Origin of the sequence: Plasticicumulans sp., from assembly GCF_035331805.1 — a bacterium.
Taxonomy (GTDB): domain Bacteria; phylum Pseudomonadota; class Gammaproteobacteria; order Competibacterales; family Competibacteraceae; genus Plasticicumulans.
Window position 1 is genome coordinate 1 of record NZ_DAOLKE010000045.1, and the last position, 17,203, is coordinate 17,203.

At 68.6% G+C, this 17,203-nt stretch carries 14 protein-coding genes and 5 tRNA genes; 5 read left to right on the forward strand and 14 right to left on the reverse strand.

The annotated features are described in order from the left end of the window. From PKE44_RS05360 to uvrB, 13 genes are all read right to left on the reverse strand, one after another. A partial coding sequence (locus tag PKE44_RS05360; protein WP_324548791.1) for an AAA family ATPase occupies positions 1-878 on the reverse strand: 878 nt, incomplete at its 3' end. Between the two features lie 156 nt (positions 879-1,034). Next, positions 1,035-2,720, reverse strand: a complete 1,686-nt coding sequence (locus tag PKE44_RS05365) for a CHAT domain-containing protein (RefSeq protein WP_324548793.1) — start codon at positions 2,718-2,720, stop codon at positions 1,035-1,037. A gap of 234 nt (positions 2,721-2,954) precedes the next feature. Next, a tRNA-Pro gene (locus PKE44_RS05370) sits at positions 2,955-3,031 on the reverse strand. An 80-nt stretch (positions 3,032-3,111) separates the two neighbouring features. Further along, positions 3,112-3,435, reverse strand: coding sequence for an integration host factor subunit alpha (gene ihfA, locus PKE44_RS05375; protein ID WP_324548794.1), 324 nt, complete (start codon positions 3,433-3,435; stop codon positions 3,112-3,114). Positions 3,436-3,440: 5 nt separating this feature from the next. After that, positions 3,441-5,819, reverse strand: a complete 2,379-nt coding sequence (pheT, locus tag PKE44_RS05380; protein ID WP_324548796.1) for a phenylalanine--tRNA ligase subunit beta — start codon at positions 5,817-5,819, stop codon at positions 3,441-3,443. 30 nt (positions 5,820-5,849) lie between these two features. After that, positions 5,850-6,866, reverse strand: coding sequence for a phenylalanine--tRNA ligase subunit alpha (gene pheS / locus PKE44_RS05385; RefSeq protein ID WP_324548798.1), 1,017 nt, complete (start codon positions 6,864-6,866; stop codon positions 5,850-5,852). 163 nt (positions 6,867-7,029) lie between these two features. Beyond that, positions 7,030-7,389 (reverse strand): 50S ribosomal protein L20, encoded by a 360-nt coding sequence (rplT, locus tag PKE44_RS05390; RefSeq protein WP_324548801.1) that lies wholly within the window; start codon positions 7,387-7,389, stop codon positions 7,030-7,032. A 32-nt stretch (positions 7,390-7,421) separates the two neighbouring features. Further along, positions 7,422-7,619, reverse strand: a complete 198-nt coding sequence (rpmI, locus tag PKE44_RS05395; protein WP_324548803.1) for a 50S ribosomal protein L35 — start codon at positions 7,617-7,619, stop codon at positions 7,422-7,424. A 63-nt stretch (positions 7,620-7,682) separates the two neighbouring features. Continuing rightward, positions 7,683-8,201, reverse strand: coding sequence for a translation initiation factor IF-3 (gene infC, locus PKE44_RS05400; RefSeq protein ID WP_324548820.1), 519 nt, complete (start codon positions 8,199-8,201; stop codon positions 7,683-7,685). 3 nt (positions 8,202-8,204) lie between these two features. Then, a complete protein-coding gene (thrS, locus tag PKE44_RS05405) occupies positions 8,205-10,130 on the reverse strand; it encodes a threonine--tRNA ligase (RefSeq protein ID WP_324548805.1) in 1,926 nt (641 codons plus the stop codon). A 117-nt stretch (positions 10,131-10,247) separates the two neighbouring features. After that, a tRNA-Val gene (locus tag PKE44_RS05410) sits at positions 10,248-10,324 on the reverse strand. A 152-nt stretch (positions 10,325-10,476) separates the two neighbouring features. Next, positions 10,477-10,553: transfer RNA gene (locus tag PKE44_RS05415), tRNA-Val, on the reverse strand. A gap of 72 nt (positions 10,554-10,625) precedes the next feature. Beyond that, complete coding sequence (gene uvrB / locus PKE44_RS05420; protein ID WP_324548807.1) at positions 10,626-12,656, reverse strand: excinuclease ABC subunit UvrB; 2,031 nt, start codon at positions 12,654-12,656, stop codon at positions 10,626-10,628. A gap of 131 nt (positions 12,657-12,787) precedes the next feature. On the opposite strand from uvrB, the gene PKE44_RS05425 reads away from it, so the two are divergent. The 4 genes from PKE44_RS05425 to PKE44_RS05440 all read left to right on the forward strand — a co-directional run bounded on the left by PKE44_RS05425 (position 12,788) and on the right by PKE44_RS05440 (position 14,683). After that, positions 12,788-13,987, forward strand: coding sequence for an amino acid aminotransferase (locus PKE44_RS05425; RefSeq protein ID WP_324548809.1), 1,200 nt, complete (start codon positions 12,788-12,790; stop codon positions 13,985-13,987). A 92-nt stretch (positions 13,988-14,079) separates the two neighbouring features. Next, positions 14,080-14,155: transfer RNA gene (locus tag PKE44_RS05430), tRNA-Asn, on the forward strand. Between the two features lie 88 nt (positions 14,156-14,243). After that, positions 14,244-14,319: transfer RNA gene (locus tag PKE44_RS05435), tRNA-Asn, on the forward strand. 208 nt (positions 14,320-14,527) lie between these two features. Next, positions 14,528-14,683: a hypothetical protein gene (locus tag PKE44_RS05440; protein WP_324548811.1), complete on the forward strand. Its 156-nt coding sequence runs from the start codon at positions 14,528-14,530 to the stop codon at positions 14,681-14,683. Between the two features lie 18 nt (positions 14,684-14,701). Here PKE44_RS05440 and asnS read toward each other — a convergent pair whose 3' ends face one another. After that, complete coding sequence (asnS, locus tag PKE44_RS05445; RefSeq protein ID WP_324548814.1) at positions 14,702-16,105, reverse strand: asparagine--tRNA ligase; 1,404 nt, start codon at positions 16,103-16,105, stop codon at positions 14,702-14,704. Positions 16,106-16,201: 96 nt separating this feature from the next. Here asnS and PKE44_RS05450 point away from each other — a divergent pair, with 96 nt between their 5' ends. Next, positions 16,202-16,981 (forward strand): nitrilase-related carbon-nitrogen hydrolase, encoded by a 780-nt coding sequence (locus PKE44_RS05450; protein ID WP_324548817.1) that lies wholly within the window; start codon positions 16,202-16,204, stop codon positions 16,979-16,981. Positions 16,982-17,203 lie beyond the last annotated feature (222 nt).

A 17,203-nucleotide genomic window follows, 5' to 3' on the forward strand; every position in this document is an offset into this window, starting at 1 on the left:
AGCGAAGCCACGTCGGGTTCCTGCCACTGCATCATCTGAACAAGCACGTCCACTTGTACGCCACCCTGAAACACCCCGAGCACCCGCGCCCGCTCGCGGTTGGCCGGCGACATCCGCTGCAGCGACAACTCGACGCTGGCGAACACCGACTGCTCGCGGCTGCCGGGGAAGCGGCGTTCCATCGTCGCCATCAGCTCGACCAGTGACGCCTGCGTCGCCGCCACACCGCGCGCCCGCAGCGTCGGTGCCAGCAAGGCCAGCGTGCGCGCGTGGCCGTGTACCGCATCGACGAGTTGCTCGATCGCCTCGCGCGCCGCATCGCCCGCCGCACCGGCGCCGCTGCCATCGGCATCGAGCACGCGCTCGACCAGCTTCACCGCATCCTCGCGATCGAGCCGGTGCAGCTCGCGCCGGTTCTGCGACGCCGCGAAAGGGGCCGGCAAGGCCTCGCGGCTGGTGAACAGCAGCCGCGTTTCGCCCGCCTGCAGCAGCCGTGTGCACAGCGCGAGAAGGGCCGTGAGCTGCTCGCAGGCGTCCTCGGTCAGCGCCGCCGGCGTCCCGGCCGCCATGAACGGCGGCAGCAGGAGGCTCTCCATGTTGTCGATCACCAGCAGCGTCGGCTGCTCGCGCAGCGCCCGCTCGACCGGCTGCGTGGCCTGGTCCGGATCGGCAAAGGCGGCGACCGAATAGTCATCGCCGACGAGCTGGCGACCGAGCGCATCGAGCACGGCCTGCGCGTGGCCGTGGCTTTCCACCGACACGAAAGCGGCACGCCGGATCTGCTGCGAGCGCAGCATCCAGCGCGCGAACTCGGCCGCCAGCGCCGTCTTGCCCTCGCCGCCCTGACCGCGCAGCACGGCGTAACGCGCACCGCGCAACAGCCGCTCCAGCGCCAGCAACTCGCGGCTGCGGCCGATGAAGCCGGTCTCCGGCTCCGGCGGCAGATGGCCCAGGCACCGCTGCCGGCCGGCAGCGTGATCGGCTTTCGTCTGCCCGGCCGGCAGGGCGCGGAACAGTTGCGGGTCGTCTTTCTCCTAGAACAGCACCGGCACGAACCAGTCGTCGAGCCGCAATTCGCCGGCGCCGAAGATGCGGCCGCGGTACGGGTCGTCCTTCAGCGCGCGCTGGCCTGCCAGCATCGCATCGCCGACGCGCCGGCCCGCCGCCAGCGCCTGATAGAAGGCTTCGACGAAGCGGCGCGCGGTTTCCACCAGCACGCTGTGGCTCATCGCCACCACCGACGCCACGCCGACCCTGAGCAGCTCCGAAGCCACGGACTCGGACGCCTGCGCGGCCTGCGCGCTCTGGCAGGCTTCGAGGAAAACCAGCGGAATGCGGTGCTCGCGCAGCAGCGCGCCGAGTTCGGGCGTGTGGACGATGACGTGACGGCGCCGTTCGAGCCGGGCGTGGTCCTGCGGGTCCTCGAAGCACAGCCCGCCCAGGCCGACGCGCCGGTCATAGACGCCGTGACCGTCGAAATGCAGCACGTGGTACGGCGTGCGGGCCGCCTGCGCCCGCGCCAGTTCCGCAGCCAGCGCCGGCAGCGTCGCGGGGCTCAGCACGGTGAGCTGCACCAGACCGGGCAGCGCCTCCATCGCCGCCACCAGCGGCCGGGCGCTGACGCGGTGATCGAGGTAGCCGCAGGCCTCGTCCTCGGGCCGCGCACTGACCAGCAGGATGCGGATCGGCAGGGCAAGCACCGCCACGTCGAGCACCTGCGTATTGGGCAGCCGCCGGCGCACCCGGCTCGGACTGGCGCCCTGGAACAGATAGCTGCGGCCGTCGTGCAGCAGTTCCCAGGGCAGACCGAGCAATACGGTGGCGGCTTCGCGTGCCGCCTGCACCTCGGCCTCGGCCGCGCCGGCTTCGAGACCGGCATCGACGTGGACGGAAAAACGCCGGCCGGCGTGGCGGTCGATCCTCGCCCAGGCCGCAAGCACGCTGGCAATGTGAGCGCCCGGCAGCGCGGCGTCGTACAGCTTGCGGCCCCATTCGACCAGGCTCGCTTCCACCTTGCCGGCGCGCGCTGCGAAGTAATGGCTGGGCCAGACCGCGTACTGCTCCAGATACCAGCGCAACTCGCCGGCCTCGATCGGCCCGATGGGCGCGACGAAACGCCAGCTGTGCTCGCTTTTCACCTCGCGCAGGCCCGACGCAGCCGGTTCATACACGAGCCGCGCCCGCGCCGAAGCCCGGCGCACGCCGTCTTCCGGCTCGACGAACTTCAGATCGGAGAGTTCGAGGACCAGCTCCTCCAGCGGCTCGGCTGGCGGCTGGACGCTGGCGCCGAAATCGGTCGGCAGACGCTTGCCGAGCGCCACCAGCACCGGATGAATGACCGCCTCGACGCCGCCCGCAGCGCTCTGCGCGGCGATGTAGAGCGGCTCATCTTCGAAGATGGCTTCGAGCACGCCGGGCTGCGTGCCATCGAGCGACAGCACGAACACCGGATAGGCATCCCGGCCACGCTGACGCTGCACTGCCAGCGCATGACGAAGCTCCTTGCCCACCCAGCGCGACTGCAGCGCCTCCGGACTGACCAGCACCGCATAGGCCGCGGCCGAGTCGATAGCCGCAATGATTGCCGGCTCCAGCAGACCGTTCGGCGACAGCTCGCGCGAATCAATCCAGACCGAAACCCCGTGCAGCAAGAGCGCCTGCTGCAGCTCCCGCACGAAGGCATCGTCGCGGGTGCTGTGGGACAGGAACAGATCGGACATGGCGGTCACGGCCTCCCTCGGGTCAAATCCGGTTGACGGCAAACCTCGATCCTGCAGGCCACATCCGCACGGCCACCTGCCGGATCGTCCCGGTCGCAGGCCGACCGGCGAAGCATATACACGGCTCCCGCGACGAGTCCGCAGTCGGGGGAAGGCGGAATGGGTTCCCGGAATCCTGACCGGCCCGGAAAAGAAAAACGGCCCGGACATTTCTGTCCGGGCCGTTGTTTTCATTGGTCGGGGCGAGAGGATTTGAACCTCCGACCACCTGCACCCCATGCAGGTGCGCTACCAGGCTGCGCTACGCCCCGTGATGCGGTCCGCGCCGTGGCGCGGGAAGGGTCCGCATTCTACCGGAGCCCCTTCGCGATGCAAGCCGCGCGCCGGAGGTTCAGGCGTTGCGGCGCTCGGCCTCGGCGGCGACGCGCTCGGAGTATTCCTCGACGCGGGCCTTGAGCTTCTGGCCGGGGCGGAAGGTCACGACGCGGCGGGCGGTGATCGGGATTTCCTCGCCGGTCTTCGGGTTGCGGCCCGGACGCTGGTTCTTGTCGCGCAGGTCGAAGTTGCCGAAACCGGAGAGCTTCACCTGCTCGCCCGATTCGAGCGCACCGCGAATCTCCTCGAAGAATATCTCGACCAGATCCTTGGCCTCGCGCTTGTTGAGGCCCAGTTCGTCGAACAGTCGTTCGGCCATGTCGGCCTTGGTCAGTGCCATGAGCGTCAAACCCTAAGCGTGGCGCCGAACTCTTCGTGGAGTCCGGCAATGATCCCGGAAAGAACGGAGTCTACGTCAGCGTCGGCAAGCGTGCGTGAAAAATCCTGCAGAATCAAGCCGAAAGCAAGGCTCTTATGATTTTCATCAATTCCCTTGCCGCGATACACATCGAACAGCCAGCTCTCGCGCAGCCACTCGCCGGCACGCGCGCGCAGGCAGGCGTGCACCTTGCCGGCGGGCACGTCCTCGGCGACGACGACGGCGAGGTCGCGGCGGATGGCGGGGAACTTGGACAGCTCCGAATAGGCCGGCACGCGTGCCCGCGCGGTCGCCGTCAGATCGAGTTCGAAGGCGTAGACACGCCCGCCGAGGTCGAGCTGCTTCTCGATCGCCGGGTGCACGAGGCCGATCCAGCCGATCGCGACGCCGTCGCGCAGGATGCGTGCGCTCTGGCCCGGATGCAGCGCCGGGTGCTCGGCCGCGGTGAAGCGGACCGTGCCCGGCTCGCCGCTGGTGGCGAGCAGCGCCTCGACATCGCCCTTGAGGTCGAAGAAGTCGACGGCGCGCGCCGGCAGGCCCCACTGCTCGGCCAGGGCCTCGCCGCAGACCACGCCGCCGATGCGGCTGTCCTGGACCATGCCGGCGTCGGTGGCGAGGAAGCGCAGGCCGGTCTCGAACAGGCGCACGCGCGGCTGCTGGCGCTTGCGGTTGTACTCCAGTGCCTTGACCAGCCCCGGCCACAGGCTGGTGCGCATCACCGCCAGATCGGCCGAGATCGGGTTGGCGAGCGCCACCGGCACGTGCTGCGGATCGAGCGCGCTCTGGAAGACCGGATCGACGAAGCTGTAGGTGATGGCTTCCTGATAGCCGCGATCGACCAGCACGCTGCGCAGCCGATCGAGCGGCAGGCGTGATTCCGGGATCGCGCCGATCGCGAAGCGCGACAGCGGCCGGTTGGTCGGCAGGCGGTTGTAGCCATGGATGCGGCCGAGGTCCTCGATCAGGTCGGCCTCGATCGCCATGTCGAAGCGGAAGGATGGCGGCGTCACGTGCCAGCCATCCTCGACCGCGAGCACCTGCATGCCGAGACGCTGCAGCATGCCGGTGATGACGGCATCGTCGAGTTCGAGCCCGAGCAGGCGGCGGATGCGGGCACGGCGCAGGCGGATGGCCGGGGCGACCGGCAGTTCCTCGTCATCGACGACCTCGATGACCGGCCCCGGCGTGCCGCCGCAGAGTTCGAGGATCAGCTTCGTCGCGCGCTCGATCGCCGGCACCTGCAGCGCCGGATCGACGCCGCGCTCGAAGCGGTGCGAGGAATCGGTGTGCAGGCCGTAGCGACGTGCGCGCCCGGCGATCCGCTGCGGCGCGAAGAAGGCGCTCTCCAGGAACACATCAACGGTGGCGTCGGTGCACGAGCTCGGCTCGCCACCCATGATGCCGGCGAGCGCCACCGGGCCGGCGTGATCGGCGATCACCAGCGATTCGGGCTGCAGCTCGATGCGCGTGCCGTTCAGCAGCGCCAGCGTCTCGCCGGCCACGGCCTTGCGCACGACGATGCCGCCGTCGAGCCGGCCGAGATCGAAGGCGTGCATCGGCTGGCCGAGTTCGAGCAGCACGTAGTTGGTGACATCGACCAGCGGCCCGAGCGAGCGCAGGCCGGCGCGGCGCAGGCGCTCGGTCATCCACAGCGGCGTCGCGGCCCGCGGATCGACACCACGGATCACGCGCCCGGCGTAGCGCGGGCAGTCGGCCCCGGCCTCGATGCGCACCGGGAAAACCTCTTCGCTTGCGGCCGGCACCGGCGTGCAGGCGACCGGCGTCAGGGCCGAGCCGTTCAGCACCGCGACCTCGCGTGCGACGCCGGCGACACTCAGGCAGTCGCCGCGGTTCGGGGTCAGGTCGACCTCGATGACCCGGTCGTCGAGGCCGAGGTACGCACGCAGGTCGGTGCCGGGCACGGCTTCGGCCGGCAGCGGCATCAGGCCGCCGTGGTCTTCGGACAGGCCGAGTTCGCGCGCCGAGCAGAGCATGCCGAAGGACTCGACGCCGCGCAGCTTGCTCTTCCTGATTTTGAAATCACCGGGCAGCACGGCGCCGATGGTCGCGACCGGCGCGCGCATGCCGGTGTGCACGTTCGGCGCGCCGCAGACGATCTGCAGCGGCGCGCCGCTGCCGGCATCGACGCGGCAGACGCGCAGCTTGTCGGCATCGGGGTGCGGCTGCACGTCGAGCACGTGGCCGACGACGACACCGCTGAACACCCCGGCCACCGGCGTGACGGCATCGACCTCCAGACCGGCCATCGTCAGCTGCGCGACCAGCTCGTCGGTCGACACGGCGGGATTCGTCCACTCCCGCAGCCACTGTTCACTGATTTTCATGGGTTTTCGGCCTCCGGGCGGCGCACGGCTTCAGCGGAACTGGCCGAGGAAGCGCAGATCGTTGTCGAAGAACAGGCGCAGGTCGTTGACGCCGTAGCGCAGCATCGCCAGACGCTCGACGCCCATGCCGAACGCGTAACCGGTGTAGCGCTCCGGGTCGATGCCGACCTTCCCGAACACGGCCGGATGCACCATGCCGCTGCCGAGCACCTCCAGCCAGCCGGTGTGCTTGCAGACCCGGCAGCCGCTGCCGCCGCAGATCACGCACTGGATGTCGACCTCGGCCGAGGGCTCGGTGAACGGGAAGTACGAGGGGCGGAAGCGCACGTCGAGGTCGCGCTCGAAGAAGGCGCGCAGGAAGTCGTAGAGCACGCCCTTGAGGTCGGCGAAGCTCACGTCCTCATCGACGAACAGGCCCTCGACCTGGTGGAACATCGGCGAATGCGTCAGGTCGCTGTCGCAGCGGTAGACGCGCCCGGGCGCGATGATGCGGATCGGCGGCTCGCAGGCGCGCATCGTGCGGATCTGCACCGGCGAGGTGTGCGTGCGCAGCACCGTCGAGGCGTCGAAATAGAAGGTGTCGTGCATCGCGCGCGCCGGGTGGTGCGCGGGGATGTTCAGCGCCTCGAAGTTGTGGAAGTCGTCCTCGATCTCCGGGCCTTCGGCGACCGAGAAGCCGACCTGACGGAACAGCTCCTCGATGCGGCGCAGCGTGCGCGTGATCGGATGCAGGCCGCCGGCCTGCACGCCGCGCCCCGGCAGCGTCACGTCGACGCGCTCGGCGGCGAGGCGCCGGTGCAGGGCCTCGGTTTCGAGCGCCTGGCGGCGCGCTTCGAGCGCGGCCTGCACGGCGTCCTTGGCGACGTTGATCGCGGCACCGGCCTCGCGCCGCGCCTCGGGCGCGAGCGTGCCGAGCGTCTTCAGCTGTTCGGTCAGCACGCCCTTCTTGCCGAGGTAATGCACGCGCACCTGATCGAGCGCGGCAAGGTCGGCAGCGGCGGCGACGGCGGTTTCGGCCGCGAGCACGATGGTCTGCAGGGTATCCACGGGGCAGCTCCGTTCGGGGGGAAACCGCGGCGGTGCGCGCACGCGCCCGGCTCCGCGTTCCGGCGATGCTCAACAAGCAACAAAAAAGGGAAAGGAGCTCAAGACCCCCTTCCCTTTCGCGATCCGTCCGCCGTCACGCAGACGGCGACGGCGGCTTTTTCGGTCACTGCGCCAGGGCGGCCTTGGCCTTTTCCGCGACGGCGGCAAAACCGGCCTTGTCGAACACCGCCATGTCGGCGAGGACCTTGCGGTCGATGACGATCGCGGCCTTCTTCAGGCCACCGATCAGCCGGCTGTACGACAGGCCGCAGGTGCGGGCCGCAGCGTTGATGCGCACGATCCACAGCGCGCGGAACTGGCGCTTCTTCTGGCGACGGTCGCGGTACGCGTACTGGGCGGCCTTGGTGACGGCCTGCTTGGCAACGCGGAACACGCGGGAACGGGCACCCTGGTAGCCCTTGGCCTTGTCCAGGATCTTCTTGTGACGGGCGTGGGCGGTAACGCCGCGCTTCACTCGGGGCATGGTCTTTGTCCTCTAGTCCGGATCGTGACGACTCAGGCGTACGGCATCATGCGACGCACCATCGGCACGTCGACGGCCGCGACCATCGCCGGCTCGCGCAGCTGGCGCTTACGCTTCGTCGTCTTCTTCGTCAGGATGTGACGGGCAAAGGCCTGGGAACGCTTGAAACCACCGGAACCGGTGCGCGCGAAACGCTTCGCGGCGCCGCGGTTCGTCTTCATCTTGGGCATGTCAGCCACTCCGCATTCATTGATTGATTGCGGACTGCAACCGCGCATCGGCCAGAAGCGGAATCACTTCCGCTTCGGCGCAACGACCATGATCATCTGGCGGCCTTCCATTTTCGGCCGCTGTTCGATCGTGCCGAATTCGGCGAGGTCGTCCTCGATGCGCTTCAGGAGGTTCAGTCCGATGTCCTGGTGCACGACCTCACGCCCGCGGAAGCGCAGCGTGATCTTGGCCTTGTCACCTTCGGTCAGGAAACGTACCAGGTTGCGTAGTTTGACCTGGTAATCCCCTTCGTCCGTCCCGGGACGGAATTTCACTTCCTTGACCTGAATCTGTTTCTGCTTCTTGCGGGCTTCCGCTGCCTTCTTCTGCTGCTCGAAACGGAATTTGCCGTAATCCATGATCCGGCAGACCGGCGGTTTTGCCGTCGGCGAGATTTCGACCAGATCGAGTTCAGCGTCTTCGGCGATCCGCTTGGCCTGGAAGAGCGGCATCACACCCGCCTGTTCGCCGTTCTGATCGATCAGACGCACTTCGCGGGCGGTGATCTCGTCGTTCACCCTAATTTCGTTGTTCGCAGCGATGAGTCAGCCCTCCAAAACAGAACGGCCGCGGCTCGCGACATCGGCAGCGAGGAATTCCTCGAAGGAGCCGAGCGTCATGACGCCCAGATCCTTGCCGGTCCGCGTACGCACGGCCACAGAACCCGTTTCCACCTCACGATCGCCGATCACCAGCAGATACGGAATCCGGCGCAGGGTGTGTTCGCGAATCTTAAAGCCGATCTTCTCGTTCCTCAAGTCGGCCTCGGCACGGTGGCCGAGCGCATTGAGGCGCGCAGCGGCAGCCGTCGCGGCTTCGGCGGCGCGGTCGGTGATGTTCAGCACCACGGCCTGCAGCGGCGCGAGCCAGGTCGGCATCTGGCCGGCGTGGTGCTCGATCAGGATGCCGATGAAGCGCTCCATCGAGCCGAGCACCGCGCGGTGCAGCATGACCGGCACCTTGCGCGTGTTGTCCTCGGCGACGTACTCGGCGCCGAGGCGGCCCGGCAGCACGAAGTCGAGCTGCAGCGTGCCGCACTGCCAGGAGCGGCCGATCGCGTCGCGGATGTGGTACTCGACCTTCGGCCCGTAGAAGGCGCCCTCACCCGGCAGTTCCTGCCATTCGAGGCCGCAGGCGGTCAGCGCCTGGCGCAGGCCGTCCTCGGCGCGGTCCCAGACCTCATCGGAACCGGCCCGCTTGTCCGGGCGCAGCGCGAGCTTGATCGCGACGTCGGTGAAGCCGAAATCGGCGTAGACCTGCTGCACCAGCGTGTTGAAGGCCTGCGCCTCGGCGATGATCTGGTCTTCGGTGCAGAAGATGTGGGCATCGTCCTGCGTGAAGCCGCGCACGCGCATCAGGCCGTGCAGCGCGCCGGAGGGCTCGTTGCGGTGGCAGGAACCGAACTCGGCCATGCGCAGCGGCAGGTCGCGGTACGAATGCAGGCCGTGGTTGAAGATCTGCACGTGGCACGGGCAGTTCATCGGCTTGACCGCGTAGTCGCGCGACTCGGAGCTGGTCGTGAACATCAGCTCGCTGTAGTTCTCCCAGTGCCCGGAGCGCTCCCACAGCGAACGGTCGACGACCTGCGGCGTGCGCACCTCGACGTAGCCGGCCGTGCGCAGGCGGCCGCGCACGTACTGCTCGACCGCCTGCCAGATCGTCCAGCCGTTCGGGTGCCAGAACACCATGCCCGGCGCCTCGTCCTGGATGTGGAACAGGTCGAGCTGCTTCGCGAGCCGGCGGTGATCGCGCTTCTCGGCCTCTTCGAGCCGGTGCAGGTAGTCCTTCAGCGCCTTGCGGTCGGTCCAGGCCGTGCCGTAGATGCGCTGCAGCATCTCGTTCTTCGAGTCACCGCGCCAGTAGGCCCCGGCGACCTTCATCAGCTTGAACGCCTTCAGCCGGCCGGTCGACGGCACGTGCGGGCCGCGGCAGAGGTCAGTGAAATCGTCCTGGCGGTACAGCGACAGCGCCTCGTTCGCCGGAATGCGCTCGATGATCTGCGCCTTGTATTCCTCGCCCTGGGCGCGGAAGAACGCGACCGCCTCGTCGCGCGGCAGTTCGTAGCGCTCGACGGCGATGTCGCGCGCGGCGAGTTCTTCCATGCGCTTTTCGATCTGCGCCAGATCCTCGGGCGTGAAGGGACGCTCGAACGCGAAGTCGTAATAGAAGCCGTTTTCGATCACCGGCCCGATCGTGACCTGCGCGGCCGGATACAGCTGCTTGACCGCGTGCGCGAGCAGGTGCGCGCTCGAATGACGGATGACATCGAGCCCTTCGGCATCGCGCTCGGTAATGAGCGCCAGCGCCGCATCACCGGCGATCACATGCGACAGATCGACCAGGCGGCCATCGACACGCCCGGCCAGCGCCGCGCGCGCCAGTCCGGCACCGATCGAGCGGGCGACTTCCAGCACCGTGACCGGCTGCTCGAATTCGCGCCGGCTGCCATCCGGGAGCGTAATGACGGGCATGGCTGCGCTGCCTCCGAATTCTGGTTGTGACCAGGTGATGCCGGCGGATACCGGGGCGCCCGAGGGCAGAAACGGAAAGGGCGCGCCGTCGACCGGACGGCGCGCCCTTTCGGGATTTGGTAGGCGCGATTGGACTCGAACCAACGACCCCCACCATGTCAAGGTGGTGCTCTAACCAGCTGAGCTACGCGCCTGTAGCGTAGGCGGCGCATCTTACGGATGCGTCCGCTGCGATGCAAGCCTCGATCCGTGAGGAATTCACCTGCCCGGACCGGACCGCCTGCAATGCAAAAGCCCGTCCGGAGACGGGCTTTTGCGGGGTTTTCAGGGAGGTCCCCGAAAAAACTGGTAGGCGCGATTGGACTCGAACCAACGACCCCCACCATGTCAAGGTGGTGCTCTAACCAGCTGAGCTACGCGCCTGCAATTTGCAGGCCGCGCATGTTACGGATCGCCCCCGGCCGATGCAAGCCGGCCGTGCGGATTTTTTCCGGCTCAGCCCGCCGCTGCCTGACCGGCGCCGAAGGTGGTCTCGCGGATGCGCACGATCTCGTCGCGCAGGCGCGCCGCCTCCTCGAACTCCAGATCGCGCGCGTGGCGCAGCATCCGCGCTTCGAGCTCGCGCAGCTTCTTCGCCGCCTGCTCCGGCGTCAGCACCCGATACGGGCCGCGCGATTCGGCGAGTCCGGCCTCGGCCGCCGGCTCGCGCCGGCTGCGCCCGGCGCCGGGAATGCCGCCTTCGAGGATGTCGGCGACCGCCTTGCGCACGCTGCGCGGCACGATGCCGTGCGCGGCGTTGTGGGCTTCCTGCTTCACGCGCCGGCGCCCGGTCTCGTCGAGTGCGCGGCGCATCGAGTCGGTGATGCGGTCGGCGTACAGGATCGCCCGGCCGTTCAGATGGCGCGCCGCGCGGCCGATGGTCTGGATCAGCGAGCGCTCGGAGCGCAGGAACCCTTCCTTGTCGGCATCGAGGATCGCCACCAGCGACACCTCGGGCATGTCGAGGCCCTCGCGCAGCAGGTTGATGCCGACGAGCACGTCGAACTCGCCGAGGCGCAGGTCGCGGATGATCTCGACGCGCTCGACCGTCTCGATGTCGGCGTGCAGATAGCGCACGCGCACGCCGTGCTCGGCGAGGTATTCGGTGAGGTCCTCGGCCATGCGCTTGGTCAGCGTCGTGACCAGCACGCGCTCGTCGAGGCGCACGCGCGCGACGATCTCGGACATCAGGTCATCGACCTGCGTGCGCGCCGGGCGCACCTCGACCTGCGGATCGACGAGCCCGGTCGGGCGCACGAGCTGCTCGACCACCTGGCCGGCGTGCTCGCCTTCGTAGTTGCCGGGCGTCGCCGACACGAAGATCGTCTGCGGCGCCAGCCGCTCGAACTCGTCGAAGCGCAGCGGCCGGTTGTCGAGCGCCGATGGCAGCCGGAAGCCGTACTCGACCAGCGTCTCCTTGCGCGAACGGTCGCCGCGGTACATGCCGCCGAGCTGCGGCACCGTCACGTGCGACTCGTCGATGATCAGCAGCGCGTGCGGTGGCAGGTAATCGAACAGCGTCGGCGGCGGCTCGCCGGCCTGGCGGCCGGACAGGTAGCGCGAGTAGTTCTCGATGCCGCTGCAGTAGCCGAGCTCCAGCATCATCTCCAGGTCGAAGCGCGTGCGCTGCTCGATGCGCTGGGCTTCGAGCAGGCGCCCGGCGCGTTCAAGTTCGGTGACGCGCGCGGCGAGTTCGAGCTTCACGGCATCGACGGTTTCGAGGATGCGCGCGCGCGGCGTCACGTAATGCGTCTTCGGGTGGATGGTCAGGCGCGGCACGCGCCGCGCGACGACGCCGGTCAGCGGATCGAAGTACGACAGCTGCTCGATCTCGTCGTCGAACAGCTCGATGCGCACGGCCTCGGTTTCGGAATCGGCCGGGTGCACGTCGATGACCTCGCCGCGCACACGGAAGCTGCCACGCTCGAGCACGGCGTCGTTGCGCACGTACTGCAGCGCCGTGAGGCGCTTGAGGATGTCGCGCTGGTCGATGCGCTCGCCGCGCGACAGGTGCAGGATCATCTGCAGGTACAGCTCGGGGTCGCCGAGGCCGTAGATCGAGGACACCGACGCGACGATGATCGTGTCGGCGCGCTCCAGGATCGCCTTGGTCGCCGACAGCCGCATCTGCTCGATGTGGGCGTTGATCGAGGCGTCCTTCTCGATGAAGGTGTCCGAGGCCGGCACGTAGGCCTCGGGCTGGTAGTAGTCGTAGTACGAGACGAAGTACTCGACGGCGTTGTGCGGGAAGAACGCCTTCATCTCGCCGTAGAGCTGCGCGGCCAGCGTCTTGTTCTGCGCGAGGATCATCGCCGGACGCTGCACGCGGGCGATGACGCTGGCCATCGTGAAGGTCTTGCCGCTGCCGGTGACGCCGAGCAGCGTCTGGTGCGCGAGCCCGTCCTCCAGGCCGCGCACCAGCGCGTCGATCGCCGCCGGCTGGTCGCCGGCCGGCTGATAGTCGGTGACGAGTTCGAATCGCTGCATGCTCGTGGCTCCTCGGCCTGCTTCGCGGCGCATGGGGAAGGGGATATACTGGCCCGCTGCGGCCCGTTCAAGACAAGCCGTTGATCCTCCGGTTCTTCGCCCTTTCTCCCTGTTAGCTCCGAGCTGCCGACATGAGCCTGTTCTCTGCCGTCGAAATGGCCCCGCGCGACCCGATCCTCGGGCTCAACGAGGCCTACAACGCCGATCCGCGCGCCACCAAGGTCAATCTGGGCGTGGGCGTCTACTTCACCGACGCCGGCCGCATCCCGCTGCTGCGCGCCGTCCAGGAGGCCGAGAAGGCCCGCATCGCCGCGGCCGCGCCGCGCGGCTACCTGCCGATCGAAGGCATCGCCGCCTACGACAAGCTGGTGCAGGAACTGCTGTTCGGAACCGCTTCACCGCTGCTCGCCGAAGGCCGCGTCGTCACCGCGCAGGCGCTCGGCGGCACCGGCGCGCTGAAGATCGGCGCCGATTTCCTGCGCCGCCTGCTGCCCGGTGCCAGCGTCGCGATCTCCGATCCGAGCTGGGAAAACCACCGCGCGCTGTTCGAATCGGCCGGCTTCGAGGTCGGCAGCTACCGCTATTACGACGCCCCGAACCACGGCGTCGACCTCGCCGGCATGCTCGCCGACCTCCAGGCCCTGCCGGCGAACTCGATCGTCGTGCTGCACGCCTGCTGCCACAACCCGACCGGCGCCGACCTGACGCCCGCGCAGTGGCAGCAGGTGCTGGCCGTGCTCGCCGAGCGCGGTCACGTGCCCTTCCTCGACATCGCCTACCAGGGCTTCGGCGACGGCATCGATGCCGACGCGGTCGCGGTGCGCCTGTTCGCCGAATCCGGCCTGCCGTTCTTCGTCGCCAGCTCGTTCTCGAAGTCGTTCTCGCTGTACGGCGAGCGCGTCGGCGCGCTGTCGATCGTCACCGGCAGCCGCGACGAATCGGCGCGCGTGCTCTCGCAGCTCAAGCGCGTGATCCGCACCAACTACTCGAACCCGCCGACGCACGGCGCCTCGATCGTCGCCGCCGTGCTCGGCAGCCACGAACTGCGCGCGCTGTGGGAGCAGGAACTCGGCGAGATGCGCGAGCGCATCCGCGCGATGCGCAGCGGCCTGGTCGCCGGCCTCGCCGCGGCCGGCGTGCCCGGCGACTACGGCTTCGTGCAGCGCCAGCGCGGCATGTTCTCGTACTCGGGCCTGAGCGCCGCCCAGGTCGAGCGCCTGAAGACCGAGCACGGCATCTACGCGGTCGGCACCGGGCGCATCTGCGTGGCCGCACTGAACACCACCAACCTGCCGACGGTCGCCGCCGCGATCGCGGAAGTCCTGCGCTGAGCATCGCGCAGCGGCCGTCCGGACACGGACGGCCGCTGCATCGCGGTTGACGCGCGTGGCGGCCATCTATAGGATGCGCGGCTCGCAACGGTTCCCCGATAGCTCAGTCGGTAGAGCAAGTGACTGTTAATCACTGGGTCGGCGGTTCGAGTCCGTCTCGGGGAGCCAATTACCGAATTTACCTGTACCGCCGTGCTGCATTGCAATGTCTGCACGTCGGCAAAGTGATTCACCGGTTTACGACAATTTAATTCATTCCCCGATAGCTCAGTCGGTAGAGCAAGTGACTGTTAATCACTGGGTCGGCGGTTCGAGTCCGTCTCGGGGAGCCAATTTGGAGGGTTGCGATCATCGCAACCCTCTTTTACTTTCTCCGCCAGCCATCGCTGCCGAATAAGCAGAACCGCCCGCGCCCTGCCCGGCCCGGGAAACAAGGCATCACAGCGATGGCCCGCCACGTTCGTTACGCTGTCCCGCATGCTTTCTGATCGATTAACCGATCCGCACGGACAGCGGACATTGGAGGGGGAGGTGCCTGTCATGTCTTTGCTCGCCATCATCGGACTTCTGCTGCCCAGCGCCACGGTTGCCGTGTTTGCCGAATGGCGCGCCCGACGCATCGGTGCCGGCACCGCCCGGCGCAAGGCCGCCGAGCCCTGGCAGCGCAGCGGCAGCCTGTTCTTCTCGCACGACTGACTGCGCCCCGCCCGGGGTTCAGAACTCGGCACTGCCGGGCGTGCGCGGAAACGGGATCACGTCGCGCACGTTCGCCATGCCGGTCACGTAGCTGACCAGGCGCTCGAACCCCAGTCCGAAGCCCGCATGCGGCACCGTGCCGTAGCGGCGCAGATCCCGGTACCAGCCGTAGCCGGCCGGATCCAGTCCGCATTCGCGCATGCGCGCATCGAGCACGTCGAGACGCTCCTCGCGCTGGCTGCCGCCGATGATCTCGCCGATGCCGGGCGCGAGCACGTCCATCGCCGCGACCGTGCGCCCGTCGTCGTTCAGGCGCATGTAGAAGCTCTTGATCGCCTTCGGGTAGTTCATGACCACGACCGGCCCGCCGACATGGCGCTCGGCCAGAAAGCGCTCGTGCTCGGACTGCAGGTCCGCTCCCCAGGTGACCGGGAACTGGAAGGTCTCGCCGCAGCCCTCCAGCACGCGCACCGCCTCGCTGTAGTCGATGCGCGCGAACGGCTGTTCGACCAGCGCTTCGAGGCGCGCGATGCAGCCCTTCAGGATGCGGTCGTCGAAGAACGCGAGATCATCGCCGCGCTCGTCGAGCACGGCGCGGAACACGGACTTCAGCAGCGCCTCGGCCAGATCGGCGTCGGCGGCGAGATCGGCAAAGGCGATCTCCGGCTCGACCATCCAGAACTCGGCGAGGTGGCGCGAGGTGTTGGAGTTCTCGGCGCGGAAGGTCGGGCCGAAGGTATATACGCGCGACAGCGCCAGGCAGTAGGCCTCGACGTTCAGCTGCCCGGACACGGTCAGGAAGGCCTCGCGCCCGAAGAAGTCCTGCGCGTAGTCGATGCGGCCCTCGGCCGTGCGCGGCAGGTTGGCGAGATCGAGCGTGCTGACCCGGAACAGCTCGCCGGCGCCCTCGCAGTCGCTGGCGGTGATGATCGGCGTGTGGACCCAGCAGTAGCCGTGCGCGCTGAAGAAGCGGTGGATCGCCTGCGCCAGGCAATGGCGCACGCGCGCGACCGCGCCGAAGGTGTTGGTGCGCGGACGCAGGTGCGCGACCGTGCGCAGGTATTCGAAGGTGTGCGGCTTCGGCTGCACCGGATAGGTTTCGGGGTCCTCGACCAGCCCGATGACCGTGAGCGTGTCGGCCTGCACCTCGACCGTCTGGCCCTTGCCGCCCGAGGCCACCAGCGTGCCGGTGACGCGCACCGAGCAGCCGCTGCCGAGGTGCAGCACCTCGCTGCGGTAGTTCGCGAGCGTATCCGGCACCACGCACTGGATCGCGTCGAAGCAGGAGCCGTCATGCACCGCGACGAACGACAGCCCCGCCTTGGAATCGCGGCGCGTGCGCACCCAGCCCTGCACGGTGACCGGCGTGCCGACGGCGACGGTACCGCCGAGCAGCGTGGCAATCGTGGGCAGATCGGTCATCGTCGGCACTCCCGGCAAGTCAGCAGCGCGGATCGCGGCGCCGGCAATGGTGGCATATTGCCGCCCTGACCGTGACCTCGCGCAGGGTGCCCCGCCATGCAGCTCATCGCCGTGCAGACCGACATCCGCTGGGAAGACAAGCCCGCCAATCACGAACACGTGCGGGAGCTGCTCGCCGCCGCCGCCCCGCCGCCGGGCGCGCTGGCCGTGCTGCCCGAGATGTGCATGACCGGCTTCAGCATGAAGGTCGCGAAGATCGATGAGGGCGAGGCGCGCCCGGGCGAGCAGTTCCTGAGCGCGCTGGCGCAGGAATTCGGCATCTTCATCTGCGCCGGCCTCGTCACGCGCGCCGATGACGGCCGCGGCCTGAACCAGTCGGTGACCTGGGCGCCGGATGGCAGCGAGCTGGCGCGCTACAGCAAGTGCCATCCGTTCTCGTTCGCGCACGAGGACCGCCACTACGCGAAGGGCGACGGCCCCGTGCTGTACGAATGGGCCGGGCTGCGGGTCGCGCCGACCATCTGCTACGACCTGCGCTTCCCGGAGCTGTACCGGATCGCCGCCGGGCGCGGCGCGCAGCTCTACACGGTCATCGCCAACTGGCCGCAGCGGCGCGAGGCGCACTGGCGGGCGCTGCTGGTGGCACGCGCGATCGAGAACCAGGCCTGGGTGATCGGCGTCAACCGCTGCGGCGACGACCCGTGGCTGCACTACGGCGGCGCCAGCCTGATCATTGACCCGCGCGGCGAGATCATCGCCGATGCCGGCAGCGGCCCCGGCACGATCCGCGCCGAGGTCCACCTCGATGCGCTGCTCGACTACCGCGCGAGTTTCCCGGCGCTGGCCGACATGCGCGGCGAGTTCGTGCCGGTCTGATGCCTGCCCCGGGTCCGTAAAAACGACGGGGCGGCGGACCTTGCGGCCGGCCGCCCCGCCAGGGGGGTACTGCGCGTGACGTGCTTACTTGCTGGTGCGACGGCGACGCGTCTTCGGCGCCGAATCGCCGCCCTCGCCCTGCGACTCACCGGCATCCGCCACGGTGTCATCGGCCACCGGCTCGGACGGCATCGGCTCGTAGACCGGCGTCTGCTGCTCGTA